The organism is Flavobacterium hydatis, from assembly GCF_000737695.1.
GTDB lineage: Bacteria > Bacteroidota > Bacteroidia > Flavobacteriales > Flavobacteriaceae > Flavobacterium > Flavobacterium hydatis.
Genome location: NZ_JPRM01000017.1, coordinates 44,231 through 69,287 on the forward strand (window position 1 = coordinate 44,231; position 25,057 = coordinate 69,287).

23 protein-coding genes and 1 tRNA gene are annotated in these 25,057 nt (G+C 32.4%); 17 read left to right on the forward strand and 7 right to left on the reverse strand.

The features are described from left to right. Window positions 1-6 precede the first annotated feature (6 nt). Window positions 7-861 (forward strand): peptide chain release factor N(5)-glutamine methyltransferase, encoded by an 855-nt coding sequence (gene prmC, locus IW20_RS12235; RefSeq protein WP_035622576.1) that lies wholly within the window; start codon window positions 7-9, stop codon window positions 859-861. A gap of 537 nt (window positions 862-1,398) precedes the next feature. On the opposite strand, the gene IW20_RS12240 is transcribed toward prmC, so the two are convergent. Further along, window positions 1,399-2,643 carry an ABC transporter permease gene (locus IW20_RS12240; RefSeq protein ID WP_035622577.1) on the reverse strand — a complete coding sequence of 415 codons (1,245 nt, stop codon included), beginning with the start codon at window positions 2,641-2,643 and terminating at the stop codon, window positions 1,399-1,401. A gap of 155 nt (window positions 2,644-2,798) precedes the next feature. Between IW20_RS12240 and hisS the strand changes: the two genes are divergently transcribed. The 12 genes from hisS (at window position 2,799) to IW20_RS12300 (ending at window position 14,217) form a co-directional block, all read left to right on the forward strand. Further along, the gene (hisS, locus tag IW20_RS12245) at window positions 2,799-4,226 is read left to right on the forward strand and encodes a histidine--tRNA ligase (protein WP_035622579.1); all 1,428 of its coding nucleotides are present in this window, start codon (window positions 2,799-2,801) and stop codon (window positions 4,224-4,226) included. A 541-nt stretch (window positions 4,227-4,767) separates the two neighbouring features. Further along, window positions 4,768-4,838: transfer RNA gene (locus IW20_RS12250), tRNA-Trp, on the forward strand. 378 nt (window positions 4,839-5,216) lie between these two features. Further along, the gene (locus IW20_RS12255) at window positions 5,217-5,795 is read left to right on the forward strand and encodes a nucleotide exchange factor GrpE (RefSeq protein WP_035622580.1); all 579 of its coding nucleotides are present in this window, start codon (window positions 5,217-5,219) and stop codon (window positions 5,793-5,795) included. Window positions 5,796-5,892: 97 nt separating this feature from the next. Next, window positions 5,893-7,008 carry a molecular chaperone DnaJ gene (gene dnaJ, locus IW20_RS12260; protein WP_035622581.1) on the forward strand — a complete coding sequence of 372 codons (1,116 nt, stop codon included), beginning with the start codon at window positions 5,893-5,895 and terminating at the stop codon, window positions 7,006-7,008. A gap of 177 nt (window positions 7,009-7,185) precedes the next feature. Next, window positions 7,186-8,106 (forward strand): ABC transporter ATP-binding protein, encoded by a 921-nt coding sequence (locus IW20_RS12265; RefSeq protein ID WP_035622582.1) that lies wholly within the window; start codon window positions 7,186-7,188, stop codon window positions 8,104-8,106. Window positions 8,107-8,227: 121 nt separating this feature from the next. Next, the gene (locus tag IW20_RS12270; protein ID WP_035622583.1) at window positions 8,228-9,544 is read left to right on the forward strand and encodes an ABC transporter permease; all 1,317 of its coding nucleotides are present in this window, start codon (window positions 8,228-8,230) and stop codon (window positions 9,542-9,544) included. Between the two features lie 244 nt (window positions 9,545-9,788). Continuing rightward, the gene (locus IW20_RS12275) at window positions 9,789-10,952 is read left to right on the forward strand and encodes a sigma-54-dependent transcriptional regulator (protein WP_035622584.1); all 1,164 of its coding nucleotides are present in this window, start codon (window positions 9,789-9,791) and stop codon (window positions 10,950-10,952) included. Between the two features lie 104 nt (window positions 10,953-11,056). Then, window positions 11,057-11,704: a DEAD/DEAH box helicase gene (locus tag IW20_RS12280; RefSeq protein ID WP_035622587.1), complete on the forward strand. Its 648-nt coding sequence runs from the start codon at window positions 11,057-11,059 to the stop codon at window positions 11,702-11,704. A 31-nt stretch (window positions 11,705-11,735) separates the two neighbouring features. Further along, on the forward strand, window positions 11,736-12,554 hold the full coding sequence (locus IW20_RS12285; protein ID WP_051885721.1) for an alpha/beta hydrolase: 819 nt from the start codon (window positions 11,736-11,738) through the stop codon (window positions 12,552-12,554). 7 nt (window positions 12,555-12,561) lie between these two features. Further along, on the forward strand, window positions 12,562-12,780 hold the full coding sequence (locus tag IW20_RS12290) for a putative signal transducing protein (protein ID WP_035622589.1): 219 nt from the start codon (window positions 12,562-12,564) through the stop codon (window positions 12,778-12,780). A 99-nt stretch (window positions 12,781-12,879) separates the two neighbouring features. Then, window positions 12,880-13,683 (forward strand): Cof-type HAD-IIB family hydrolase, encoded by an 804-nt coding sequence (locus tag IW20_RS12295; protein ID WP_035622591.1) that lies wholly within the window; start codon window positions 12,880-12,882, stop codon window positions 13,681-13,683. 6 nt (window positions 13,684-13,689) lie between these two features. After that, window positions 13,690-14,217 carry a GNAT family N-acetyltransferase gene (locus IW20_RS12300; RefSeq protein ID WP_035622594.1) on the forward strand — a complete coding sequence of 176 codons (528 nt, stop codon included), beginning with the start codon at window positions 13,690-13,692 and terminating at the stop codon, window positions 14,215-14,217. Window positions 14,218-14,335: 118 nt separating this feature from the next. Here the strand turns inward: IW20_RS12300 and IW20_RS12305 are convergent, their stop codons facing one another. Further along, entirely contained in the window at window positions 14,336-14,854 is a 519-nt protein-coding gene (locus IW20_RS12305) for a hypothetical protein (protein WP_035622599.1), read from the reverse strand. A 642-nt stretch (window positions 14,855-15,496) separates the two neighbouring features. Here IW20_RS12305 and mtaB point away from each other — a divergent pair. Next, the gene (mtaB, locus tag IW20_RS12310) at window positions 15,497-16,831 is read left to right on the forward strand and encodes a tRNA (N(6)-L-threonylcarbamoyladenosine(37)-C(2))-methylthiotransferase MtaB (protein ID WP_035622600.1); all 1,335 of its coding nucleotides are present in this window, start codon (window positions 15,497-15,499) and stop codon (window positions 16,829-16,831) included. A 186-nt stretch (window positions 16,832-17,017) separates the two neighbouring features. Here mtaB and IW20_RS12315 read toward each other — a convergent pair whose 3' ends face one another. Continuing rightward, window positions 17,018-17,734 (reverse strand): 3-ketoacyl-ACP reductase, encoded by a 717-nt coding sequence (locus IW20_RS12315; protein WP_035622662.1) that lies wholly within the window; start codon window positions 17,732-17,734, stop codon window positions 17,018-17,020. Window positions 17,735-18,175: 441 nt separating this feature from the next. Here IW20_RS12315 and IW20_RS12320 point away from each other — a divergent pair, with 441 nt between their 5' ends. Beyond that, the gene (locus tag IW20_RS12320; protein ID WP_035622611.1) at window positions 18,176-19,021 is read left to right on the forward strand and encodes a L,D-transpeptidase; all 846 of its coding nucleotides are present in this window, start codon (window positions 18,176-18,178) and stop codon (window positions 19,019-19,021) included. 159 nt (window positions 19,022-19,180) lie between these two features. Here IW20_RS12320 and IW20_RS12325 read toward each other — a convergent pair whose 3' ends face one another. The 4 genes from IW20_RS12325 to IW20_RS12340 all read right to left on the reverse strand — a co-directional run bounded on the left by IW20_RS12325 (window position 19,181) and on the right by IW20_RS12340 (window position 22,260). Then, on the reverse strand, window positions 19,181-19,768 hold the full coding sequence (locus IW20_RS12325; protein ID WP_035622614.1) for a phospholipid scramblase-related protein: 588 nt from the start codon (window positions 19,766-19,768) through the stop codon (window positions 19,181-19,183). 82 nt (window positions 19,769-19,850) lie between these two features. Continuing rightward, the gene (locus IW20_RS12330; RefSeq protein ID WP_035622617.1) at window positions 19,851-20,474 is read right to left on the reverse strand and encodes a hypothetical protein; all 624 of its coding nucleotides are present in this window, start codon (window positions 20,472-20,474) and stop codon (window positions 19,851-19,853) included. 278 nt (window positions 20,475-20,752) lie between these two features. Further along, window positions 20,753-21,586: a DUF6929 family protein gene (locus IW20_RS12335; protein WP_035622621.1), complete on the reverse strand. Its 834-nt coding sequence runs from the start codon at window positions 21,584-21,586 to the stop codon at window positions 20,753-20,755. Between the two features lie 23 nt (window positions 21,587-21,609). After that, window positions 21,610-22,260, reverse strand: a complete 651-nt coding sequence (locus tag IW20_RS12340; protein WP_035622623.1) for a hypothetical protein — start codon at window positions 22,258-22,260, stop codon at window positions 21,610-21,612. A 212-nt stretch (window positions 22,261-22,472) separates the two neighbouring features. Between IW20_RS12340 and IW20_RS12345 the strand changes: the two genes are divergently transcribed. Both IW20_RS12345 and IW20_RS12350 read left to right on the forward strand, forming a co-directional pair. Continuing rightward, entirely contained in the window at window positions 22,473-23,354 is an 882-nt protein-coding gene (locus IW20_RS12345; RefSeq protein ID WP_035622626.1) for a PPK2 family polyphosphate kinase, read from the forward strand. Between the two features lie 197 nt (window positions 23,355-23,551). Beyond that, a complete protein-coding gene (locus tag IW20_RS12350; RefSeq protein ID WP_089052181.1) occupies window positions 23,552-25,009 on the forward strand; it encodes a PhoX family protein in 1,458 nt (485 codons plus the stop codon). Window positions 25,010-25,057 lie beyond the last annotated feature (48 nt).

The window sequence follows — 25,057 nt, forward strand, 5'->3', positions numbered from 1 at the left end:
TATATAATGAAAATAAAACAATACAGAACACAATTTATTCAGGAGCTTTCGGGGATTTATGATGTTCTGGAAGTGGAGAGTTTCTTCTATTTAATTCTGGAAGAGAAACGAAATCTCAAACAAATAGATTTGGCTCTAAATCCTGATTTGTCTTTTACAGACGAAGAAATTGCAGATTTGAGTATTCTGGTGACTGAATTGAAAAAGGAAATCCCAATACAATATCTGTTAGGGAAAACGAATTTTTACGGATTAGATTTTGAGGTAAACTCAAATGTTTTGATTCCGCGTCCAGAAACCGAAGAATTGGTTGAGTGGATTATTAAAGAAAATTCAAAGATTGAAAAATTCAAAAATTTAAAGATTTTGGATATAGGAACGGGGAGTGGTTGTATTGCTATTTCGCTGGCTAAAAATCTTCCTCATGCGCAGGTTTTTGCAATTGATGTTTCGGAGAATGCTTTGGCTACTGCCAAAAGAAATGCTGAGGCTAATGGAGTTTCGGTTACTTTTTTGCTTCAGAATATTCTGGAAACCGAAGATTTAATGCAGGAGTTTGATGTAATTGTTTCGAATCCGCCTTATGTAAGGAATCTCGAAAAAGAAGAAATTAAGAAAAATGTATTAGATTATGAACCTCATTTGGCGCTTTTTGTAGCAGATAATGATGCGCTTATTTTTTACAGAAAAATAGCTGAATTAGCGCAAACAAACCTGAGAAAAAATGGAAGTCTTTATTTTGAAATCAATCAGTATTTAGGAAAAGAAACTATTGAATTACTTGAGAATTTGAGCTTTAAAAACATCGAATTACGTAAGGATATTTACGATAATGATAGAATGATTTTTTGTGTTAAATAAGTTTTTAGTAGCGATTTAGGTTTTTATCCTGCAAGGTTTCTGGAACCTTGTAGGTATCTAGTTATTAGATTTTTTTTTTTAACACATAGAAACATAGATTTTGTATTCTCGAAAAAGACGTTTCACTTATTTAAAGTGCACATAGCTAGCTATGTGAGAGAAATGTGTTTCTGTTTGTGTTCTTTTTATATGTAAAATCTATGTTTCTATGTGTTGAAATTAATGGTGTATATAAGTGTTAGGTGAGTTTGCTTTCTTTAGAATTTAAGTCATATCAAAACATTGTTTTGGCTTTAAAAAAAACATACAGAATTATATACCTGCAAGGTTTTAAAAACCTTGCAGGATGAGAACGTGACTTGAAAATGTAAGTTGTAAAATAGCCCCGATTGCAGTGAAAATCCTTTTATCTTGATTTTTTCAAGATAAAAGATTGGAACGTAAAGCGGGACAGTTCGTGTTATGAAACGATTATGTTGTGCTCCTGCAAACTTTTAGTAAAATAGTTAAGCTGAAACTGAAAACTGTGACTGAATACTATTCGTAGCGTAAAGCTTCGATCGGGTCAAGTTGCGAAGCTTTTATTGCTGGATATAATCCTGACACAATGGCAACTACAAAGCTAGTACCGAAAGCAGCGAAAATTGCCATCCAAGGAATTACAAATACAAATTTCATTGCTGATGCAAACGCAAAACCAACTAGGATTCCTAGAATAATTCCGATTAAACCACCTAGTTGTCCTATAAGTAAGGTTTCGATAAAGAATTGTATGGCAACGGTTGACTTTTTTGCTCCCAGAGCTTTGCGAACTCCGATTTCGCGGGTACGCTCTGTTACCGATACGATCATGATATTCATTAAAGCAATCGATGAACCTAAAATAGTAATGATACTAATAGCCCATGCTGCTAAGCCAAGGTATTGTGTGATGCTGAGGATGCGATTGATAAGATCATCGCTTCGTACTACGCCAAAATTATTATCGCGTATTGGGCTTAATTTACGAACACGACGCATAGTACTTGTTGCATTGTCGATAGCTTGATCCAGTAATTCTTTTTTGGAAACCATTACACTTATCGTGTAATTTATATTTGGTGCTGTAAATAAGGAACGCGCTACTTGTATAGGAATTAATACTCGTAAATCCTGACTGTTCCCAAATGTAGATCCTTTTTCTTTTAGTACACCAATAACTTTAAATCGTGCGCCACGAATAGAAATGATTTTGTCGATTGGGTTTACATCTTTTAATAATCCTTTCATAAAATCGGAACCTAATATACATACATAAGTATTGTTCTCGATATCAAACTGATTAAATGTTCTACCGATACTTGTTTCCAGACCTGAGTTACCAATAAAATGTTCGTCGACACCTAGAACTTTAATTTCGGGATCGGTTTTAGTGCCAAGGTATTTTACTTCGGCAGTAGATGTTGCTGTAAATGAAAGAGATGTTTCGGTAAAAGGATATTTGTATTTGTTCTTGAATGCTACGGCTTCGGGATAGGAAATAATAGGATTTATAACTTCTCTTTCGTTACCACCACGGTTTCGAACTTCGTTTTCGTATTGGTTTATATTAAAGGTATTTGCTCCCATAGAAGCAAAATCGTTAGAAATAGTGTTTTCTAATGCCGAAACCACGGTTAGTATCCCAACTAAAGCTGTGATGCCTATTGCAATAATTAATACGGTAAGAATGGTACGTAATAATTGTGTTCGAATGGAACCAAATGCAATTCGAATATTTTCTTTGAATAATTTTAGCATCATACTAGTTTGTCACGAAAATACAATTTTTGTTACAAGTTTGTTTTAGAAGAGTCATTATTTATTTTAAAAAGTAAGATATTTGCACTCGATTAGAATTTAAGATTTCGAAAGCAAATCTAAAGTCTAAAATCAGAAATCTAAAATAGCAAAGAGAAATGGCTTCTAAACCAAGTATTCCACAAGGAACAAGAGATTTTTCGCCTGCAGAGGTGTCAAAACGTCAATATATTATTCAAACCATAAAAAATAATTTTGAGAAGTTTGGTTTTCAACCGATTGAAACACCATCTTTTGAGAATTCTGAAACTTTAATGGGAAAATATGGTGAAGAAGGCGATCGTTTGATTTTTAAAATATTGAACTCTGGTAATTTTTTCTTCAATAAAAGTAAAATTGAATTACCAGAATCTATAGAATCTTTACAAGTTAATTCTGCTGAAAAAATTGATCTCAACGAAAGAATTGAGTTGAATAAATTTACAGGGAGAATTTCTGAGAAAGCATTGCGTTACGACTTAACAGTTCCGTTTGCAAGATATGTGGTACAACACCAAAACGAAATTGAATTTCCTTTTAAAAGATATCAAATTCAGCCAGTTTGGAGAGCTGACAGACCTCAAAGAGGACGTTACAGAGAGTTTTTTCAATGTGATGCCGATGTGGTTGGTTCTAAATCATTATGGCAAGAAGTGGAGTTGGTACAATTATATGATACTGTTTTTACTTCTTTGGGTTTAAGTGGTGTGACTATAAAAATAAACAACCGAAAAATATTATCTGGAATTGCGGAGGTTATTGGTGCTTCGGATAAATTAATTGATTTTACGGTTGCATTAGATAAGCTTGATAAAATAGGCGAAGATGGTGTGAAAAAAGAAATGGTGGAGAAAGGAATTTCGGAAGAAGCGCTTGTAAAAGTGCAGCCATTATTTAGTTTTACAGGAACAATTTCGGACAAAATTAATCAACTTTCAGATTTATTAGCTTCTTCTGAAGAGGGAATGAAAGGGGTAGAGGAGTTGCGTTTTATTTGTGACAATGTGTCTAATTTAGGATTGTCTACAGCAATTTTAGACTTGGATGTTACGCTTGCGCGTGGACTTAACTATTATACAGGAGCTATTTTTGAAGTAGGTGCGCCAAAAACTGTTGCCATGGGTTCTATCGGTGGTGGTGGAAGATATGACGATTTAACTGGTGTTTTTGGGTTAAAAAATATGAGTGGTGTTGGAATCTCTTTCGGGTTAGATCGTATTTATTTGGTGCTTGAGGAATTGCAATTGTTTCCAGAAACGGTTACGGCAACATCTAAAGCTTTGTTTATAAACTACGGTGATAAAGAGGCGTTTTATGCGCTTAAAGCGATTCAGGAATTAAGAAAAGAAAATATTAAAGTGGAGTTGTATCCAGATAATGTAAAGGTAGGAAAGCAGTTTCAGCATGCTGATAAACGTATGATTCCTTTTGCTGTTATTGTTGGTGAGCAAGAAATAGAATCTAATACGTACTCGCTTAAGAACTTAGTGACGGGCGAACAAGTTTCGGTTGATTTAGAAGGGTTGAAGAAAGCATTATTGGCGTAATAATTTAACCGCAAAGTGAGCTAAGATTTAATTTTACTCACGCATAGAAAACACAAAGTTTGCAAAGCTAGATCAACACAAAGCTTTGTGAACTTTGTGTTTTTATAAAACCATACTTTTAAAATCTTGGTGATCTTTGCGGTTATTTCATAAAGAGATTAAGCTTTTTTTAGATTGTCTATAGAGGAACGCGGATTAAGCGGATTCGCTATCGCGAAAACACGGATTAAACGGATTTTTATTTTTGTAAATCCGTATCATCCGCGTTCCTTTCGGATATAAAATACAAAGTTCGCAAAGCTAGATGAACACAAAGCTTTGTGAACTTTGTGTTTTTATAAAACTATACTTTTAAAATCTTGGTGAATCTTTGTGGTTATTTCGCAAAGTTTTTGTTTTGATTAAAGAATACGGAATTCACAAAGTTCTGGAGGTGATTGTGTTAGTGAATTGTTGAGGTTTATTAGCTTAAATCTTTTCAAATTTGCATGAAATAATTGGTGGAAAAGAAAAAAAAGCCTTTAATTTGCGGCCTTAAGTTACGGGCGTAGTTCAAGGGTAGAATAGCGGTCTCCAAAACCGTTGATGGGGGTTCGAATCCCTCCGCCCGTGCAAAAACAAATTAAATAACAACTGTTATTAATTATTTATCACAAGCTTTCGTTAGGAAAAGCAAAAAGCATAAAAAAAAGCTTCGTCTATCAGGCGAAGCTTTTTTTAATATAAGGTAAAGTTGAATTAATAATTTATTATAAAGCCGAAGCTAACCTTAAATTCAATTTGTGATAGGTAATAATTAATTTGTAATTACCTCAAATGTATTTATTCTAAATCGCAATTATCTTAAAATTATACTAATTTTTTTGAGGATATGATGGTTTTAGATACATTGGCTGAATACTTAATAGTGTGAAAATTTATCGAAAGGTGACAATTTGACATTTTATAAGGTTTGGCAGTACTTTTGCAATCCATAGAAAAGAATAAAAAATGAAGTTTAAGAATATTTTTAAAAATAAAAGTAATATGACTACGGAAAATACAGAAATCGATCAAGAAATAGATGACGTAACGTTAGAGAATAATGCCAATGGCGAACAGATTATTATTGAGGAATTAAGTGTAGAAGAACAGCTAGCTCAAGATTTAGCAAAAGAAAAAGATAAATTCTTGCGTTTGTTTGCTGAATTTGAAAATTACAAAAAAAGAACTTCAAAAGAAAGAATAGATTTGTTTAAAACTGCTAATCAAGAGGTATTATTGGCAATGCTTCCTGTATTAGATGATTTTGACAGAGCAATGGTTGAAATCAACAAATCTGAGGATGAAACATTGACTAAAGGAGTTGAGTTAATTCATGAGAAACTAAAAAGCACATTAGTAGCTAAAGGTTTAGAGCAAATTGAAGTAAGAGCAGGGGATGCATTTAATGCTGATTACGCTGAAGCGATTACTCAAATTCCAGCACCTTCGGATAAATTGAAGGGTAAAATCGTTGATGTTATAGAAAAAGGATACAAATTAGGAGACAAAATTATTCGTTTTCCTAAAGTTGTGGTTGGAAACTAAAATAACAAATTATAACTCCCAAACCCCAAATAAATAGTTTTGAATCTTCAGAATTGAGTTATTTATTGGGTTTTGTTTTTTTGGAATTTAAACAATTATGAAAAAAGATTTTTACGAAATATTAGGCATTTCAAAAAATGCGGATGCTGCCGAGATTAAAAAAGCGTACCGTAAATGTGCGTTAAAATATCATCCGGATAAAAATCCAGACGACAAACAGGCAGAAGAGAACTTCAAATTGGCTGCAGAAGCATATGAAGTTTTAAGCGACCCTAATAAAAAAGCCAAATACGATCAATACGGTCACCAAGCCTTTGATGGTTCAGGTGGTTTTGGAGGTGGTGGTCATGGTGGCATGAATATGGATGACATATTCAGTCAGTTTGGCGACATCTTCGGAGGCGGATTTGGTGGTTTCGGAGGCGGTGGAGGCGGAGGCCCTCGTCGTACTAAAGGAAGTAATCTTAGAATTAAAGTAAAATTAACTTTAGAAGAGATTGCAAATGGTGTTGAGAAAAAAGTAAAAGTAAAACGTAAGGTTCAAGCCAAAGGGGTTACTTATAAAACATGTTCTACATGTAATGGTCAAGGGCAGGTAATGCGTGTGACTAATACTATTTTAGGTAGAATGCAATCAGCTTCGACTTGTCCAACTTGTGGAGGTTCTGGTCAGATTTTAGATAAAAAACCTAGCAATGCAGATTCGCAAGGAATGGTTCAGGAAGATGAAACTGTATCAATCAAAATTCCTGCGGGAGTTGTTGATGGTATGCAGCTTAAAGTTTCTGGCAAAGGAAACGATGCTCCAGGAAACAGCGTTCCAGGTGATTTAATTGTTGCAATTGAAGAACTTGAACACGAATTCTTGAAACGTGAAGGCGAAAATTTACATTACGATTTATATATAAGTTTTCCAGAAGCTGTTTTAGGTATCTCTAAAGATATTGAAGCAATTAACGGGAAAGTGAGAATTAAATTAGAAGAAGGAATTCAATCTGGAAAAATCTTAAGATTAAAAGGAAAAGGAATTCCAAGTATCAATGGATACGGAAATGGAGATTTATTGGTTCATGTAAATGTTTGGACACCAAAAACATTAAGCAAAGATCAGAAGCAATTCTTTGAAAATGCTTTAACAGATGACCATTTTATTCCGAGTCCAGAGAAAACAGATAAGTCATTTTTTGAAAAAGTAAAAGATATGTTTTCATAAACACATCTTATCTTTTGTAAAACGTTACAATTAATTTATAAACCCATCTTAAATTTATTTTAGGATGGGTTTTTTTTGTAACAATATGAAGTTTTCGCTACTAATTATTTACTTTTACACACGCTAAACCAAAAAGGTTAAGTAGTCAAGTAGACGTAGTAAACCCAAATAAAAAGCATGAGCAACTTACTCGAAGTACATAATGTCGTAAAACAATACGGTGATTATGTTGCGCTTAACGAAGTTTCATTAAATGTCCCAAAAGGCAGTATTTACGGATTATTAGGTCCTAATGGAGCGGGAAAAACATCACTAATAAGAATTATAAATCAGATTACTTATCCAGATAGTGGAAAAGTAATTCTAGATGGTGAGAAATTACAGCCTAAACACGTACAACATATCGGATACCTTCCTGAAGAAAGAGGATTGTATAGTTCTATGAAAGTAGGAGAGCAATGCTTGTATCTGGCTCAGATGAAAGGATTGTCTAAAGCCGAAGCTAAGAAACAATTAGATTATTGGTTTGATAGATTAGAAATTCAAGGTTGGTGGAACAAGAAAGTCCAGGAATTATCAAAAGGAATGGCGCAGAAAATTCAGTTTGTGGTTTGTGTATTGCATAAACCAAAATTATTGATTTTTGATGAGCCTTTTTCTGGATTTGATCCAGTTAATGCCAATGTCATAAAAGATGAAATTTTGGCATTAAAAGAACAAGGTTCGACTATTATTTTTTCGACACATCGTATGGAAAGTGTTGAAGAACTTTGTGATCATATAGCTTTGATTCATAAATCGAATAAACTGATAGAAGGAAAACTGATTGATGTAAAAAGACAATTTAAAACAAATAGTTTTGAAGTTGGAATATTAACCAATAACATCGAAGGATTAATGTATGATATCTCACAAAAATTTACCGTTTTGCCTGCTCATTTTAAATCATTGGGTGACGAATTAAAACTGGAAATTCAGATAGGAAATGCAACTCCAAATGATTTATTGAATGTATTAACACAACGCGGACAAGTGACTCATTTTGTTGAGAAAATTCCAAGTGTAAACGATATTTTTATTCAAACAGTAACCTCTTAGATCATTAGACTACTTAGATTTTAGACTGAATTTAAGAGTCAAAAATGTAATTCTAAGAAGTCTAAGAAAGTCTAAAATCTAAGCAAGTCTAAGCAGTCTAATAATCTAGTAATCTATATAAATGAGTATTATATCATTAATTATAAAAAGAGAATTTATTTCTAAAGTCCGTAATAAGTCTTTTATCGTAATGACTTTTTTAAGTCCGTTATTGTTTGTTGCAATAGCTGCTTTTATCGGATATTTAAGTTCTATGAAAGCCGATACAAAACGTATTGCAATTTATGATGAAACAGGTTTGTTTGCTTCGGAATTTACCAAGCAAAATGCAAAAAATGTCGAGTTCAGGTATCTTGATTTATCCAAAATGCCTTTGCAATCGCTAAAAGATAGTATTGCTAAAGAGAGTTTAGATGGATTACTTCTGATTCCTAAAACGGGTAAAATAAAAGATTTAGAAAGTAAAATTGAGTTTATATCAAATAATAGTCCAAGTATTTCTTTTATTGAAAATACACAAAATACAATCGCCGACGAGATTACAAGACTTAATTTTCAAGAAGCAAATTTAGATACATTAGCGATAAAAAATGCTCAGGCAAAAGTAAATATTCATCTCGCAAAAGCTTCGGGAGAAGAGAGTTTAAAAGGACTTAACGAGATAAAAATCGCAATTGGAGGTTCTTTTGGTTACTTAATAATGATGTTTATCGTTATTTACGGTAATATGGTTATGCGTAGTGTAATCGAGGAAAAAACGAATCGAATCATCGAAATTATTATCTCATCGGTAAAACCTTTTCAGTTAATGATGGGTAAGATAATCGGAACTTCATTGGCTGGATTATTACAATTCTTAATTTGGGCAGTAATAGGTTTTGCTTTAATGTTTGCAGCATCGGCATTTTTTGGTGTAAATGTTGGTCCAACCGCTAAGGTTCCGCCAGAGTTAATGCATGCAGCACAAAAGGAACTTCTTGGAACGGCACAAATGTATATCAATGAATTATGGAATTTACCAATTGCAAGTATCCTGATTGGATTTGTGGTTTATTTCATAGGTGGATATTTCTTATATAGTTCATTTTATGCGGCTATTGGTGCAGCGGTAGATAACCAGACTGATTCACAACAATTTCTTTTGCCTATTATTATGCCATTGATTTTGAGTGTTTACATAGGTTTTTTTACTGTTGTAAATGATCCACACGGAACAATTGCAGTAGTGTTTTCTATGATTCCACTAACATCACCAATCGTTATGTTAATGCGACTTCCGTTTGGAGTGCCTTGGTGGCAAATACTTATTTCCGTAACTTTATTGTTTGCTTCGTTTTTTGCAGTAGTTTGGTTTGCTGCCAAAATTTATCGTGTAGGTATATTAATGTACGGTAAGAAACCAACATGGAAGGAATTATATAGATGGCTTAAATATTAATTTTTTAAGCTGCTAAGGTTCTAAGATGCAGAGTCGCTAAGTTTTTAGCTTCTTAAAGAAATAACCTAGAACCTCAAAAAAAGATACAGAGTGACAAAGGGGCAAAGGTTTTAGACTTTGTGCCTTTGTTTTTTTTTAATCTTGTTGTTAATACTAAAATAATAATAAAGCTGTGGGGTTATAAAGCGACAAAGATTTTAAACTTTGTACCTTTGCGCCTTTGCAACTTAGAACCTCAAAAGAAATGAGTAAAATACTAATTATTGAAGACGAAGCAGCTATTCGTAGAGTACTTACAAAGATATTATCTGAAGAAAATGACAGCTATCAGGTTGAGGAGGCAGAAGATGGTGTTTCGGGACTTGAAAAGATAAAGAATAACGATTACGATTTGGTTTTGTGTGATATCAAAATGCCAAAGATGGATGGTGTTGAGGTGTTAGAAGAAGCAAAAAAAATCAAGCCTGAGATTCCGATGGTTATGATTTCTGGACATGGTGATATGGAAACAGCGATTCATACGATGCGTCTTGGAGCGTTTGATTATATATCAAAACCACCAGATTTAAACCGTTTATTAAATACGGTTCGTAATGCTTTGGACAGAAAAAAACTTGTTGTAGAAAATAAGATTTTAAAGAAAAAAGTAAGTAAGAATTACGAAATGATTGGTGATAGTGAAGCTATAAGTCATATTAAAATTATGATTGAAAAGGTAGCCGAAACAGAAGCGAGAGTTTTGATTACTGGGCCAAACGGAACAGGAAAGGAACTGGTAGCACACCAATTGCATGAAAAAAGCGCTCGTTCTAATTTCCCTTTAATCGAAGTAAACTGTGCTGCGATTCCGAGTGAATTAATTGAAAGTGAGTTGTTCGGTCACGTAAAAGGAGCTTTTACATCGGCGGTTAAAGATAGAGCAGGAAAATTTGAAGCTGCTGATAAAGGAACTATATTTCTAGATGAAATTGGAGATATGAGTCTTTCGGCTCAAGCCAAAGTATTACGTGCTTTACAAGAAAGCATGATTACAAGAGTAGGAGCAGAGAAAGATATTAAAGTAGACGTTAGAGTAGTTGCCGCAACCAATAAAGACTTAAAAACAGAAATTGCTGAAGGTCGTTTCCGTGAAGATTTATATCACCGATTGGCAGTAATCTTGATAAAAGTTCCGCAATTAAATGATAGAAGAGAAGATATTCCGGCTTTGATTTCGCATTTTGCCGAAAAAATAGCTTCAGAGCAAGGGAATACAATGAAGATGTTTTCGCCTCAAGCGATAAAACTTTTGCAAGAATATGATTGGACAGGAAATATCAGAGAATTGCGAAATGTTGTAGAGCGACTTATCATATTGGGTGGAAGCGAAATTTCGGAAACAGATGTGAAAATGTTCGCAAGCAAATAGATGCTTCGCGCAATAGGCTTTAAGCTATACGCTTTAAGCTATTAATATTATTATAAATAATTTTTGCTTGAAGCGTATAGCTTAAAGCTTAAAGCATTAAAAAGATGAAACTAAAAAAAATAAACGAAACGTTACAAGAAGCATTAATCGAAAACGGTTTAACTGATGCTAATGCATTACAGCAAGAAACTTTTTCTACGCTAAAAAGTGGTGCCGATTGTATTATTGTTGCTCCAAAAGGAAGCGGAAAATCTACTACAATTGTTCTAAATGTTATTCAGCAATTGATAGGTAAAAATGAAGAATCTCCTCGTGCTTTAATTATCGTAGAAGATAAAGCAAAGGTGCTGGAAATGGAAGAACTTTTTGAGAAATACGGGAAGTATAGTAAGCTTGAAGTTTATGGTGTGCATGACAAAGGAGATATGGATTATGATAAAAACTACATCTCTACTGGAATTGATGTTTTAATAGGTACACCAAATAAACTAAGCGATATGTTTACTACTGCAGGGTATAATGTAAACCGTTTGAAGATGTTTATCCTGGATGATGCAAATCCAATTTTAAAATTACGTCATGAAACTAAAATCATGCGTATTTCTAATAGTATTGCTAAAACGCAGCGAATTATTTTTGCAGAACAACTGACAGAAAGTATTGATATTTTGGCAGATAAAATGTTGCTTGAGCCTTATTTGTTCGAAATAGATGAGGACGATGAGGATGAAGAAGAGGATATTGAAGAATAGACTAGCTTGAAAATAAGATGAGGAATAATAAATGGAAATTTTTAAAACACTTAAGTTTTTGGTTATAATAGTTTTAGGATTGTTGTTTATTGTTTATTTGTCTGTGGTTTCATATATCTATTTTAATCAGGCGGGTATGGTTTTTCAAAATTCCAAACTACCTGACAATTTTAAATTTGAATACCACCAAAATTTTGAAGAACTTAATATTCGTTCCTTCGATGGAGTGAATTTGAATGGTTTATTGTTTAAAGCAGAAAATCCTAAAGGACTGATTTTTTATCTTCACGGTAATGCTGGTACTCTGGATACGTGGGGCAGTATTGCAAGCGTTTATACGAGTTTAGGATATGATATCTTTATCTTAGATTATAGAAGTTTTGGAAAAAGTGAAGGGAAGATTGATGATGAAACCCAATTAAACAAAGATATTTCGATAGTTTATAAAAAACTATGTGAGAGATATAATGAAAACAAAATCATTATTACTGGATATTCAATAGGTAGTGGTCTTGCTACCATTTTGGCATCAAATAATAAGCCTAAAGCTTTGATTCTTCAGGCTCCATATTATAGTTTTACAGAATTGGCAGGTACCAAAGTTCCATTTTTTCCTGATTTTATGAAAAAATTTAATTTTGAAACACATGATTATTTTTCCAAAATAAAGGCGCCAATTTATATTTTTCATGGAGATCAGGATCAATTAATTCCTTTTTCTAATTCGGTTAGATTAAGTAAATTATTAAAATCGAATGGGTATCTTTATGTTTTAAAAGGACAAAATCATACTGGAATAAATGAAAATGAAGATTTTCAAAATCAATTAAAAATAATATTATTAAAATAAATAGGATATGGGACTAATGAAAGTGTTTTCGGGAAGTGAGATTTTAGCGCAAGCGTTACAACAAAAATTAGAAGAAGCGCAAGTAGATACAGTTATTAAAAACAATATCCAATCGGCTCGTTTAGGCGGTTTTGGTAATACGGATTTAGCTGTTGAGGTATTTATTCAAGAGACTGATTTTGCAAAAGCAAATCCTATTATCGAAGATTTCAGAATGAGTCTTTAAGGATAAGTAATTAAGTTTTTAGTCGCAGTTTACAGTGCTTACTGTAACTGAAAACTGCGACTGCGACTGAAAACTGAAACTGGTAACTCAAAAAAGAATATGCAATATAAAATGCTGGTTTTAGACATGGATGACACCTTGTTGACCGATGACCATAAAATATCGGATATTAATAAAGAAATGCTCCTTAAAGCTCAGGCAATGGGAGTTTATGTGGTTTTAGCTTCTGGAAGACCAACTTCGGCAATGACAGCTTTTGCAAAAGAACTAGAATTGGATTTGAATAATTCGTACATGATTTCGTTTAACGGAGCTGTGATTAGCAATGTTAAAGATGATGAAATTCTTTTTGAGCAAACTTTGTCAAAAGAACAAATTCACGAATTGTACGATTACAGTTTAAAGAATAAAACACATATTATTACCTATTTAAATAATGAAATTATCAGCGAAACTGACTCAGAATTTATAGAAATAGAAAAGATTATTACTGGATTAAAACACCATAAAGTAGCAAGCTTTAAAGAAGCTGTTACGACTGCTGCTGTGAAATGTATTTTGCTCGAAGAGCCAAGTTATTTAAAAGGACTTGAAGATGATTTAAAGGCCGAAATGCCTCATTTGAGTGTAGCAATGTCTAAACCTTTTTTCTTAGAAGTAGCTCAAAACGGAATAGATAAAGCTGCAAGTTTAAAACTTTTGGCAGCGAAGTTAAATATTAATCAGAGTGAAATTATTGCTGTAGGAAATGCAGGTAATGATTTGTCGATGATAGAATATGCTGGTTTAGGAGTTTGGGTAGATAATGTTACGCCTGAATTACGAGACAGAGCAGATGTTATTGTAGCATCAAATAATAATAATGGTGTTGCCGAAGTAGTACAACGTTATATTTTAAACTAGAACCAGATGAAAAAATCAATTGAAACCGAACGATTATTGTTAAGAGAATTTCTTTCTACAGATGATAAAGGAATGTTTGAATTAGACTCTAATCCAAATGTTCATAGGTACGTAGGGAAAAAGCCAGTAACTCATATTGACGAAAGTCGTGCTTATATTGGATTTGTACACCAACAATACAAGGATTTTGGAACTGGCCGCTGGGCTGTAGTTCTTAAAGAAACTAACACTTTTATAGGTTGGTCAGGAATAAAATTTATTACTGATACTGTCAATGGTCATAAGGATTTTTATGAAATAGGATATCGCTTTATTGAGGAACATTGGGGAAAAGGATATGCAACTGAAGCAGGAAAAGCTTTTGTGGATTATGCCTTTAATGACATGAAAGTTGAAGCGATTTACGCTTATGCAGATGCAGAAAATAGCGGTTCTAGAAGTATATTAGAAAAGCTTGGATTAAAGTACGTAAACTCTTTTATACTTGATGATGAAGAAGAAGTTTGGTACGAACTAAAGAACCCAAATCTTTAGTCTTTTTTTTAAATATGTTCCCACATCTTTACAAACTTTTGCCGATTGTTTTTAGTATGTAAAGATTTGGGTTACACAGTTCCGTTATAAGATAACGGTATTCTAAGTCATTTTAGACTTATTTTTTAGCTACAGAAATAAAATATTTATTTCCATCTCCCATTGTAAGTTTCACACGTTCGTCGCAAACATCAATAGAGTAATTAGCATTCTCGTAACAAGTACAAGTTGTATTTTTATCTTTAGACATTTCTGTTTTACAGTTGTTGCTTTTGTAGGTAGACAATTGCGGTGTGTATAAAGACACTAAATCTGTCGAAGCAGTAACTAATGAGATGATACTTGCAGTATTACCATTTGCAATTCTATAAACGATTCTGTCAGTATAAGAAATCTCGTTTACGATTACTTTTCTGATGTAGGTAAAAGCTGTAGAACCTTCTTCAACAGATTTTACTTCAAATTTAAATCCGATATTACGGATCTCTATATCAAATTTTGATTGAGAATTATAACTCGCCCAAGAAGTAAGAGTAGCAATAGAAGGAAATGGATTTGTAGTAGTACTAGCAGTTTGTGCCTGTGCTCCAAAAATAGTTAATAGCATTAATAAGATTGTGGGGAAAAATGCTTTCATTTTATTTTTTAAATTAATTTAAATACCTACTCTGTATGGTTTTCGGCTTGCCCATTTATGTTTTTTTGTTGAATAAAGAATTGCAACAACTTTATGAAAAATAGTTAACGCCAATTGTTGTTAAATAGTATTGTTTTTACCACATTTTTCGTGGTGTGAATTTAAGGCGAATATTTACGCGAACAAAGCGTATAATAGGAAAACTTTAGTTTTTTAAATCATTTTTTTAAAATGCCCGCATCTTATTAATAACCATTTAATTGGCAAGATTTTATTTGTAGATAATAATGTCGAAAAAGATATTTGAGATGCATAAAAATAGGATTTGTCTGTAGTTTAAAAGCTTTTTATATTCTTTTCAGAACTTCATTTTACAGTTTTTTTTGTAAATGGAGATTTCATTGAGTCAAAATGACGCTTTTCCTTTGATTTTTATGAAATTTAGCTTTCGTTTTTGCTTAAAAGCAAAATGAATGTTGGTTTTTAAGTATTTTTTGGAGTAAGTAAATGTTAGTACAAGACAAAATATTGATATATAGATAATTATTGATTTCGTTTTGAAGAATATTGTACGTAAATTTGCAAACTCTTTTATAAGGAGATAAATTATAATAAATACTACTTAAAACGTAGTTTATTGCCATGGAAAATAGAAAAAAAGTTGCTTTTTATACGCTTGGATGTAAACTGAATTTTTCAGAAACATCTACAATTGCTAGAAATTTTCAGGATGAAGGTTTCGATCGTGTCGATTTTGAAGATGTTGCTGATATATATGTAATCAACACCTGTTCGGTTACTGATAATGCCGATAAGCAGTTTAAGCAGGTTGTAAAAAAGGCAATGAAACTTAATGATAAAGCATTTGTTGCAGCTGTAGGTTGTTATGCACAACTTAAACCTGAAGAATTAGCATCTGTAGATGGTGTTGATTTGGTTCTTGGAGCAACAGAGAAGTTTAAAATCACAGATTATATCAATGATTTGAGTAAAAACGATATGGGCGAAGTTCATTCTTGCGAAATATCGGAAGCTGATTTTTATGTAGGAAGCTACTCGATAGGCGATAGAACACGTGCTTTCTTAAAAGTACAAGATGGTTGCGATTACAAATGTACTTACTGCACAATTCCGCTTGCGAGAGGAATTTCTCGTAGTGATGCTTTGGAAAACGTATTACAAAATGCCAAAGAAATATCGTCTCAAAATATTAAAGAAATAGTTTTAACGGGAGTTAATATTGGTGATTACGGAAAAGGAGAATTCGGGAATAAAAAACACGAACATACTTTTCTGGATTTAGTTCAAGCCCTAGATAAAGTAGATGGAATCGAGCGTTTAAGAATTTCTTCAATCGAGCCAAATTTACTAAAGAACGAAACAATTGATTTTGTATCAAAAAGCAGAACTTTCGTGCCTCATTTTCATATTCCGTTACAATCGGGAAGTAATGATATTCTGAAGTTAATGAAACGTCGTTACCTTCGTGAAGTATATACGGAACGTGTGAACAAAATACGCGAAGTTATGCCACATGCTTGTATTGGTGTCGATGTAATTGTTGGGTTTCCTGGAGAGACTGATGAACATTTCCTTGAGACGTATCATTTCCTTAATGAAATGGATATATCTTATTTACACGTTTTTACTTATTCGGAACGTGATAATACAGAAGCTGCAAATATGACTGGAATTGTTCCTGCAAATGTGCGCTCAAAACGTAGCAAGATGTTACGTGGCTTATCGGTTAAAAAACGTCGTGCTTTTTACGAAAGTCAATTAGGAGCTAATAAAACAGTACTTTTTGAAAGTGAAAATAAAGAAGGATACATTCATGGTTTTACCGAGAATTACGTAAAGGTTAAAACGCCTTGGAATCCTGAATTAGTAAATACGCTACACGAAATAAATCTGACTACGATTGATGAAGATGGTAGTGTACGATTAGAGTTTGTAAATAAATTAGCCGAAGCTTAAAAGAGAGAGAAGACAGAGGAGAAGTAAGAAGTAAGAAACTATACTTATAAGTTTCTAGAAGAAAGAATTGCAACTTATTTGTCTAATTGAGCGAAGCCAAAATTTATATAAACGAGAATAGAAATACTATAAAATAACAAAACCCCTTTTGCGAGGGGTTTTATTGTATATAATAGTTAGTTTTAATTAAGGATTTGTTGACCAAATACTGCTGTTTTTAATAAAAACTCTACGGTTTAATTTAAGTTGTGCAATGATTAGTTCTGCGATATCCTCAGATTGCATTACTTTTTCTGGATTACCATCTGTTAGTTTTAATTCTTTTGCCATATCGGTAGCCACAGTACTTGGTGTTAAAGCAGTAACGCGAATATTGTGTTTTCTCATTTCTTGCATTAAAGAATCGGTTAGACCAAGAACTGCAAATTTAGAAGCACTATAAGCACTTGTTAATGCATTTCCGTTTAATCCTGCAGTCGATGAAATATTGATGATGTCTCCTATTTGGTTTGCAATCATATTAGGTAAAACGGCACGAGTTACATAATAGGTCCCCATTAAGTTTACTTGTATGATTCTTTCCCAAGCTGCTGGTTCTAATTCTAAGAAATTACCAAAAGCAGCAATTCCAGCATTATTAATTAAGATATCGATGGTTTTAAATTCGGCAATTGCTTTTTCTACTGCTTTGTTTACAGAGTTAATGTCTGCTACATCGGCAGTTATTGCCAATGATTTTACTCCAAGAGCATTTATTTCGGTAGCAACAGTATCAATATCAGCTTGAGTTCTAGCTAATAAAATTACATTTACTCCTTCTTTTGCCAATGCAATTGCAACAGCTTTTCCTATTCCTTTTCCAGCACCTGTAATTAGGGCATTTTTATCTTTTAGATTACTCATATTACTTATTTTAATGTACAATAAAGTACGAATTATTTGAATTGTTTCTTTTACAAAAATACTTATTTTCAATTTTGGAAGTGGCTTTTAATAGGGATTCTTAATATAAAATTAACTAGATTTCTACTATTACGTTTTCGGGATTTATTTTAAAATCGGTTAAGTTTTATTGCTAAATGTGCTTCGAGTATACTGCATGAAAATTTTATTTAACACATAGAAATATAGATTTTATGTAAAAAAAGAGAGCAAAAAGAAATACATTTCTTTCGTATAGTTGGCTTTGTGTTTCTAAATAATAGAAACGCCTTTTTTAAGAGTATAAAATAGATGTTTTTATTATAATGCTTATTGAAATCTTTAAATAAAGAAACAAATGCAGAAAATTATATAATGCTTTTCTCTATTTAATAAGCCAAATTTGTAATAAACACATTTATTATGAAAAAGATACTTCTTATTTTAACTATAGCAATTCTGACTTTTTCCTGTAAAAAGAAAGAGACTCCAGAGATTAAAGAAATAGAAATACGTAAAAAACCAACGGCGATTTCTTATCATATCGAGAATAGAAAAGATTGGTTAAAAGCCAATACTACAAATGATACGCAGTTAGGTATTCTCGCAGCTCTTAATCGAACTGATAAAGCAAATTTTGCTAAAATGGATTCTATTATTGTTCCATCGGATTTAAATGAAAAGATTGAAAACTATCTTCCGTTTCCATTGACAGTTCCGTTTTTGAGAGATGTTGATAAGATAATCTTCTTTTCGTATCCATCGCAAACATTTGCAGCTTATGAGAAAGGGCAATTAGTTTATACGGGACAAACTAATATGGGAAGAAAAAAAGATCCAACTCCAACAGGACTCTTTTATACCAATTGGAAAGCCGAAAAAACGACTAGTACTTTTAACGATGAGTGGGAGTTACGCTGGAATTTTAATATTGAAAACAAGAAAGGTGTTGGTTTTCATCAATATGCTTTGCCAGGATATCCAGCTTCTCATTCTTGCTTAAGACTTCAGGAAAAAGATGCTCGCTACCTTTACGATTGGGCTGATCAATGGGTATTGGCAGACAAGGAGAATATAAAAGTTAAAGGAACTCCTGTAATTGTTTTTGGGTCTTATGATTTTGACGGAAAGAAACCTTGGTTACAATTAGTTAAAGATCCGCTGGCTTTGGAAATTTCGAAAGAAGAAATAGAAAAAGAAACAACACCTTTTTTAGATAAGATTCTGACTGAACAGAAGAATAAAGAAGCGTATCAAAATAACAAATAATATAAAAGCCATGAATTCCTTTTTATTGGAGAAATTCATGGCTTTTTCTTGGGGTTTTATTTTAGCGTTGCAAACTTGTTTTGCTATCGCTCGGCTATCAAATTATTTAGTGTAAATTAGAGAAATTAGGGGCTAACTAATTCTTTAAGAAACTAATTTTTATTCTTTTAATACCATATCGATACACATTACTGCTGCAAGTATAAGTTGTCTTACGCTATCGTCTTGTGCTACTGAGTTTTCTATTTGTAGTACATAATTATCGGCACTGGTAAAGAATTCTTTCCCAATTCCAGCCCATTTCTTATTTACTTGTCCAAGCATTTTAGTGTCTTTGGTGAATTTAAAATCCCAACCTGTCCATTTTCCTTGTAGTGTACAAACGAGTCTTTCGTTTTTGTCTAAAATTTGAAATTTTCCTCCAATAGAAATTAATTTTTGTTTGAATGTTCCAATTAAACGCTCTTTCTCGTCGAATACTTCTACTGTAGAGCGGAAAATTGCTACGCCACGTCTTACACTAATTATTTTTTCTCCACTTGGCGATGCAATTTCTATATCGAAAGGAGTTGCTCTTTTAAAATCTGTAAATCGCAATACTTTGGTGAAAAAGCCTAGATTTTTTTCTCGGCAATTCATTATTAGTTCATTGTTTTCGGGATTGTAAATGTCATAGTTATTAGCTGCTTTGAACATCCCGACGTGCTCTTTTACTAGAAAAAGGTTTTGATTTAAAATAGGGTTCATTTTAATTGTTTAGGGTTAATTTGTAAATCTTAGTTTTATGAAATATACTTTTGGATTTTTAGTATAATTTATTAGGTTTTGTTTATTGTTCGTAGCAAATGTCATTATAGTATTCAACTATTTCTTTTATTTGATTAGAACTAAATTTATTATCTTTTATTTTTTTGACAAGAATGTCACAATCAGAAAAATAACTGGTTGATATTTTTTTCCAATTAGAAAGAATCCCAATATTTATATGAGTTGCATATTGATTGTTCTTTCTTTTCAAATAATAAAGGTCTTTTGTTTGTTCTGTAAAGTAAGAGTAATTTGGTAATGAAGTTATATTTTGATTTGGCGCGGCTGTTTTCTTAAGTTTTGGATTTATAAAATCTTGTGCTTTTTCCATTCTATATAAATTAACCTCTCCATCAACTATGAGTTCAACTAATTTTGGATTGCCTGAAGAATTTAGTTTTAAATATTCATAGGTTTGCACAATATCAATTCCAATAAATTTAATTTTATAGACATTTTCAAAGTCCCAAGAATCTGTTTCACTGTCCTTAGAAATTTTGAATTTTATTTTATTATTTCGAATTAAGCCGAAACCTTCAATAGAATCTCCTTCTTTAAAATAAATAATACATTCTTGATTTTGTGCATAAATAGGAGTGCTAAAAAAGAGTAAGAAGATAAGTAAGTTTTTATAGGTTTGTTTCATTTTTTTAATACTCTCGGGAATAGGAGAGTAGAACTTAATAGATTGGTATTTTGATAAATATTTTTAGCTACGAATTTTCACGATTTATTTAATTCTATCTAACTCTTTGAGAAAGGAACAAGGATTAAAACGGATTTTATTTTTAAATCAGTTTTAATCCGTGGCTTTACTTTTGTAAATCCGTATCGTCCGCGTCCCTTTATAGACAATTTAAGTTTTCGCTATCGCTCGGGTGTCAAAGTCACAAAACGGCTTTATTTGTTACTTTGAGTCTTAAATTACAAGGGTAAAGTTAATTTGTAAATCTTAGTTTCTAGAAGCTCGGTGTCATTGTCTTCGCAAAGTAAAAACTCGATTGTATTGTTAGATTTTTTATATAAGGTAAGGCCTTCAAATTTATTGGTTGTACTGATTTTTTTGGTGTAGTCAATTTTCATGGTTTTTAAGTCTATTTGCCCAATAAAACTTCCTAATATCTCACCATCGGCATAGGTAGATTTTGTGTCTTCGGCTGTAGCCAAAAAGTAAATTTTATTATCGACTAGTATGGCATCGGTAAAACTGCTGCGTACTCCTTTTATTTTAGGGAGTTTATAGTCTACAGAAATAAGGCTGAATTCTTCGCCTAGATTTTTGCCGTGTATCGTAAATATGGCATTTTTATTGGTTTTTCCGTTTCCTCGATTGAATAAATACCAATTTTCGCCATCGAAAATAGCTCCTTCCAGATTAAAATCTTCGGGTTTTATACCTGAGAAATTTTGCATTACAGCATAAAAATCGGTTAAGTTGTTTGTAGCAATTTTGGTTTTGTTTTTTAAATCGAATTCTATCATTTTGTTTCTTTGGTCCGTTGAGCCTGAACCAAAAATATAAACGGTATCGTTGTGATGTGTAATAGATTCGAAATCGGGTTTTAGATTTTTTGCAATATTTTCGGTTGGATTTGCAATTATCTCATGTTTTTTTAAATCGGAATTATCGATGTTGTATTCGTATAAATAACCACTATTGTCGCCAATTATAAATAATGAATTGTCTTGATATATAAGTCCTGATGCTGAACCAATTCCGATGATTTGGAATAGGATTTCGAGTGTGAATTTTTCCATGATTGTTGTTTTGAAGTCTTTATCTATCTTGACTTTATCTTTTTAAATATATTGTTTTTTTCTGCTTCATTAACTATTGCTTCCATGATATCAATAATTTTTTTACTTCTTAAGTTGATGTTGTTTTCGTAATTAATATTTATGGCACCTTCGCTTTGTTTCTGTAAATCAAACTTATCAAATCGTTTTTCTGTTTTTTCCCCGTTAGTAATTATCTGTAATTTTTGAAAACTTGAACTACTTATAGTAATCTGTTGCTTTGTTTTTTTTGAATTTTTAATAGTTATATATTCAAAAGGTTTAACTTTTTCATGTTTGATAATAGTTTTATTTGAAAAATATATTTCCCAAAAAGCATCGTTAGCAATTATGATTTTTGAATACTCAAAACAATAAGTAATTTTTGTAAAATAAGTTTTTCCTTCATCTTTCCAAAAAATATAAATTGGATGGTTTGTTAAATCAGTAATGCATTCTTCAATGTCAGCGTTCAAAGAAGGTTCAACAAGGGTTATACCTCCAACAGAATAATTTTCGTAAGTAAATGCTGTGTCTATTTTTTGAGTTTTAATAAAATCTGAAACTAATTCATTAATGTTAACTTTAGGAGTAGTTTGTGCTTTTCCAATAAATGTTAGAAATAAGAAAAATGAAATGAATGTAATTTTAATCATTATAATATTTATTTTGAAAATCAATGCCCAGCCCCGATTGTAATGAAAATACTTTGAGAGGAAATTGTTGTTTTTTCTTGAAGAAACAGAGCGACCAGCGGAAGCTCCTGTTACTTTTTTAGAAAAAAGCAATTTACTGAAAAGTATTGTAATGCAAAGCGGGAAAAAGCTGACCAAAAATAGTATATTTACTTTAATTAAAATGATGAAATATGAAATCAATTGACCCAAAAAATTTTAAAGTTGTTGATAAAATAAAATTATCAAAAATTCCAACCTTACTGGATATAGATGCTGATGAAAAGGAAAAGGAAGTGAAGTTGGATAAGGTTCAAGCTAAATTGAGTAAACTGCAAGATGTGATGTATGCACATAATAGGTACGGCGTTTTAATTTGCTTGCAAGGAATGGATACTTCGGGAAAGGATAGTTTGATTCGTGAGGTTTTTAAGGAGTTTAATCCGCGTGGGGTTGTGGTTCATAGTTTTAAAACGCCTACTTCGGCGGAGTTAGAACATGATTATTTATGGAGGCATTATCTGGCTTTGCCTGAAAAAGGGAAATATGCGATTTTTAACCGTACACATTACGAGAATATTTTGGTAACTCGTGTGCATCCTGAATTTATATTAAACGAGAATTTGCCTGGAATCGAGAAGGTAGAGGATATTCCGGAGGATTTCTGGAAGGACAGGATTGAGCAAATTAATAATTTTGAAAAGCATATTACTCAAAATGGAACTATTGTTCTTAAGTTTTACTTGCATTTGAGTAAAGAGGAACAACGCCAGAGATTATTGCGACGATTGGAGAAAGAAAAACATAATTGGAAATTCTCTGTGTCGGATTTGAAGGAACGCGGACATTGGGATGAATATCAGCAATATTATGAGGAAGCGATAAATAAAACTTCGACCAAAGATGCGCCGTGGTATATTGTTCCTGCTGATGATAAAGAAATGGCCCGTTATATTGTTGCCAGAATTATTTGGGAAGTAATGCAAAAACATGCTGATATTAAGGAACCCGAATTGCCAGAAGCTATAAAAGATAATATTAAAGTTTATAAACAACAATTAGAAAATGAGTCTTAGAAATAAGGCTCTTTTTTTTGGTTTGATGTTAATGCAAGTTTATGAATGTTTTGTATTACTAATTTAATGTTAATTAATTTAGCATTTATTGGATGATTTTGGTGTGAGTTTTGTTTTTTTGATAATATCTAAATCATTTTTAGTTAAAGAGTGGGGACTTACTTTGCCAAAAAAATATAAACCAACTTAATACTAAAATGAAAAGAATTATTTTACCCCTAATTATTCTAGGATCATTAATTACATCGTGCAACAACGATTCTAAAGATCAAGAAGAAGTTGCAACATCTAGTGTTGTATTAAAAGATCAATCGGTTACGCCAAGTTTATTAAAAGCTAAGGCAGGATTTGAAAGCTTAAAGATTTATTCTCTTTTTAGTTCGGATGATGTTTTTCCAGATAGTCCAAAGTTTGTTTTTGGAGGTTCTGCGGATGGTTCTGGTTTGTTAAGAAATACAGATGGGACTTTTACTTTTTTGGTAAACAACGAAGACAATTTTGCTGTTTCTAGAATTACGCTTGACAAAACATTTAAACCTACTAAAGGAGAATATTTGTTAAACTCTAGCGGAGGAACTTGGAGATTATGTGGTGCTACAATGGCTACACCAGCTGAGCATGGTTTTGGTCCAGTTTATTTAACTTGTGGAGAATCTGGAGAAGAATCTCGTACGCATGCATTAGATCCTAACGGAAGTGTAGGTTCGGCTTCAGTATCTAAGGAATTGGTAGGTTTTGGTCGTTTAAGTGCTGAAAATGCTTTGCCATTACGTTCATCTGCTTACAAAGGTAAAACGGTTGTTGTAATTGGCGATGATGACTCTGGAACTTATGGAGGTCAGGTTTTTATGTATGTATCTAATATTGTGGGTGATTTATCTGGAGGTTCTTTATATATGCTAAAAAGAAATGATGATAACCAAAGAGAGATGGATATGGCTGTTAGTAAGTCTTACCCAGTTTCTTTTGTGAAAATTGATAATCATACTACGCTTACTGGTGCTCAAATTAATGCATCTGTTAATACATTAAAAGCGATTAAATTTGGTCGTGTTGAGGATTTAGATTACCGTAAAGGTGGTGGTTCTGCAGATCGTGAATTATATTTTAACGCTACAGGACAAAATACTACAGGAACTAATGCTGATGGTTCTAGAACTAAATATGGTAGAGTTTATAGATTAAATCTTGATGCTGCAGATCCATTAAAAGGTACTCTTGAGGTTGTTCTTGATGGTGATAACCGTACTGGAATTGCTGGTAAATTTCAAAATCCTGATAACATTTGTGTAACTAAAAACTATGTTTACGTTCAGGAAGATGCTAATGGTTACGGAGACGAAACACATGATGCTTACATTTATCAATACAACATTGCTACTAAAGATTTAAAAGTTGTAGTTGAGTTAGATCACCGTCGTACGCAAGCTGATGCTGCGAAATATAACGTAGGTGGGATGTCTAACTTTGGAGATTGGGAATATGGTGCTTTAATCGATGTTTCGGAGCAAGTTGGTATCGAAGATACTTTTATGTTGAGTGTACAGCCACATACTTGGACTGGAGATAAATACAAAGGTGTTGATGGTGGAACAAACCGTCCTAACGAAAAACAAGCAAGTCAAATCTTAGTACTTAAAGGTTTAGCAAGATAATTTTTTAAGTAATTATAAAACAGCTATCCACTACTTCTAATTGAGGTA

Coding starts and splice junctions, on each gene's coding strand:
- IW20_RS12255 (WP_035622580.1), top strand. CDS start 5,217: ATGAAGTTTAAGAATATTTTTAAAAATAAAAGTAATATGACTACGGAA.
- IW20_RS12265 (WP_035622582.1), top strand. CDS start 7,186: ATGAGCAACTTACTCGAAGTACATAATGTCGTAAAACAATACGGTGAT.
- IW20_RS12280 (WP_035622587.1), top strand. CDS start 11,057: ATGAAACTAAAAAAAATAAACGAAACGTTACAAGAAGCATTAATCGAA.
- IW20_RS12305 (WP_035622599.1), bottom strand. CDS start 14,854: ATGAAAGCATTTTTCCCCACAATCTTATTAATGCTATTAACTATTTTT.
- IW20_RS12340 (WP_035622623.1), bottom strand. CDS start 22,260: ATGATTAAAATTACATTCATTTCATTTTTCTTATTTCTAACATTTATT.
- IW20_RS12335 (WP_035622621.1), bottom strand. CDS start 21,586: ATGGAAAAATTCACACTCGAAATCCTATTCCAAATCATCGGAATTGGT.
- hisS (WP_035622579.1), top strand. CDS start 2,799: ATGGCTTCTAAACCAAGTATTCCACAAGGAACAAGAGATTTTTCGCCT.
- IW20_RS12350 (WP_089052181.1), top strand. CDS start 23,552: ATGAAAAGAATTATTTTACCCCTAATTATTCTAGGATCATTAATTACA.
- IW20_RS12275 (WP_035622584.1), top strand. CDS start 9,789: ATGAGTAAAATACTAATTATTGAAGACGAAGCAGCTATTCGTAGAGTA.
- IW20_RS12320 (WP_035622611.1), top strand. CDS start 18,176: ATGAAAAAGATACTTCTTATTTTAACTATAGCAATTCTGACTTTTTCC.
- IW20_RS12290 (WP_035622589.1), top strand. CDS start 12,562: ATGGGACTAATGAAAGTGTTTTCGGGAAGTGAGATTTTAGCGCAAGCG.
- IW20_RS12295 (WP_035622591.1), top strand. CDS start 12,880: ATGCAATATAAAATGCTGGTTTTAGACATGGATGACACCTTGTTGACC.
- IW20_RS12300 (WP_035622594.1), top strand. CDS start 13,690: ATGAAAAAATCAATTGAAACCGAACGATTATTGTTAAGAGAATTTCTT.
- IW20_RS12240 (WP_035622577.1), bottom strand. CDS start 2,643: ATGATGCTAAAATTATTCAAAGAAAATATTCGAATTGCATTTGGTTCC.
- dnaJ (WP_035622581.1), top strand. CDS start 5,893: ATGAAAAAAGATTTTTACGAAATATTAGGCATTTCAAAAAATGCGGAT.
- IW20_RS12315 (WP_035622662.1), bottom strand. CDS start 17,734: ATGAGTAATCTAAAAGATAAAAATGCCCTAATTACAGGTGCTGGAAAA.
- mtaB (WP_035622600.1), top strand. CDS start 15,497: ATGGAAAATAGAAAAAAAGTTGCTTTTTATACGCTTGGATGTAAACTG.
- IW20_RS12330 (WP_035622617.1), bottom strand. CDS start 20,474: ATGAAACAAACCTATAAAAACTTACTTATCTTCTTACTCTTTTTTAGC.
- IW20_RS12270 (WP_035622583.1), top strand. CDS start 8,228: ATGAGTATTATATCATTAATTATAAAAAGAGAATTTATTTCTAAAGTC.
- IW20_RS12325 (WP_035622614.1), bottom strand. CDS start 19,768: ATGAACCCTATTTTAAATCAAAACCTTTTTCTAGTAAAAGAGCACGTC.
- IW20_RS12345 (WP_035622626.1), top strand. CDS start 22,473: ATGAAATCAATTGACCCAAAAAATTTTAAAGTTGTTGATAAAATAAAA.
- IW20_RS12285 (WP_051885721.1), top strand. CDS start 11,736: ATGGAAATTTTTAAAACACTTAAGTTTTTGGTTATAATAGTTTTAGGA.
- prmC (WP_035622576.1), top strand. CDS start 7: ATGAAAATAAAACAATACAGAACACAATTTATTCAGGAGCTTTCGGGG.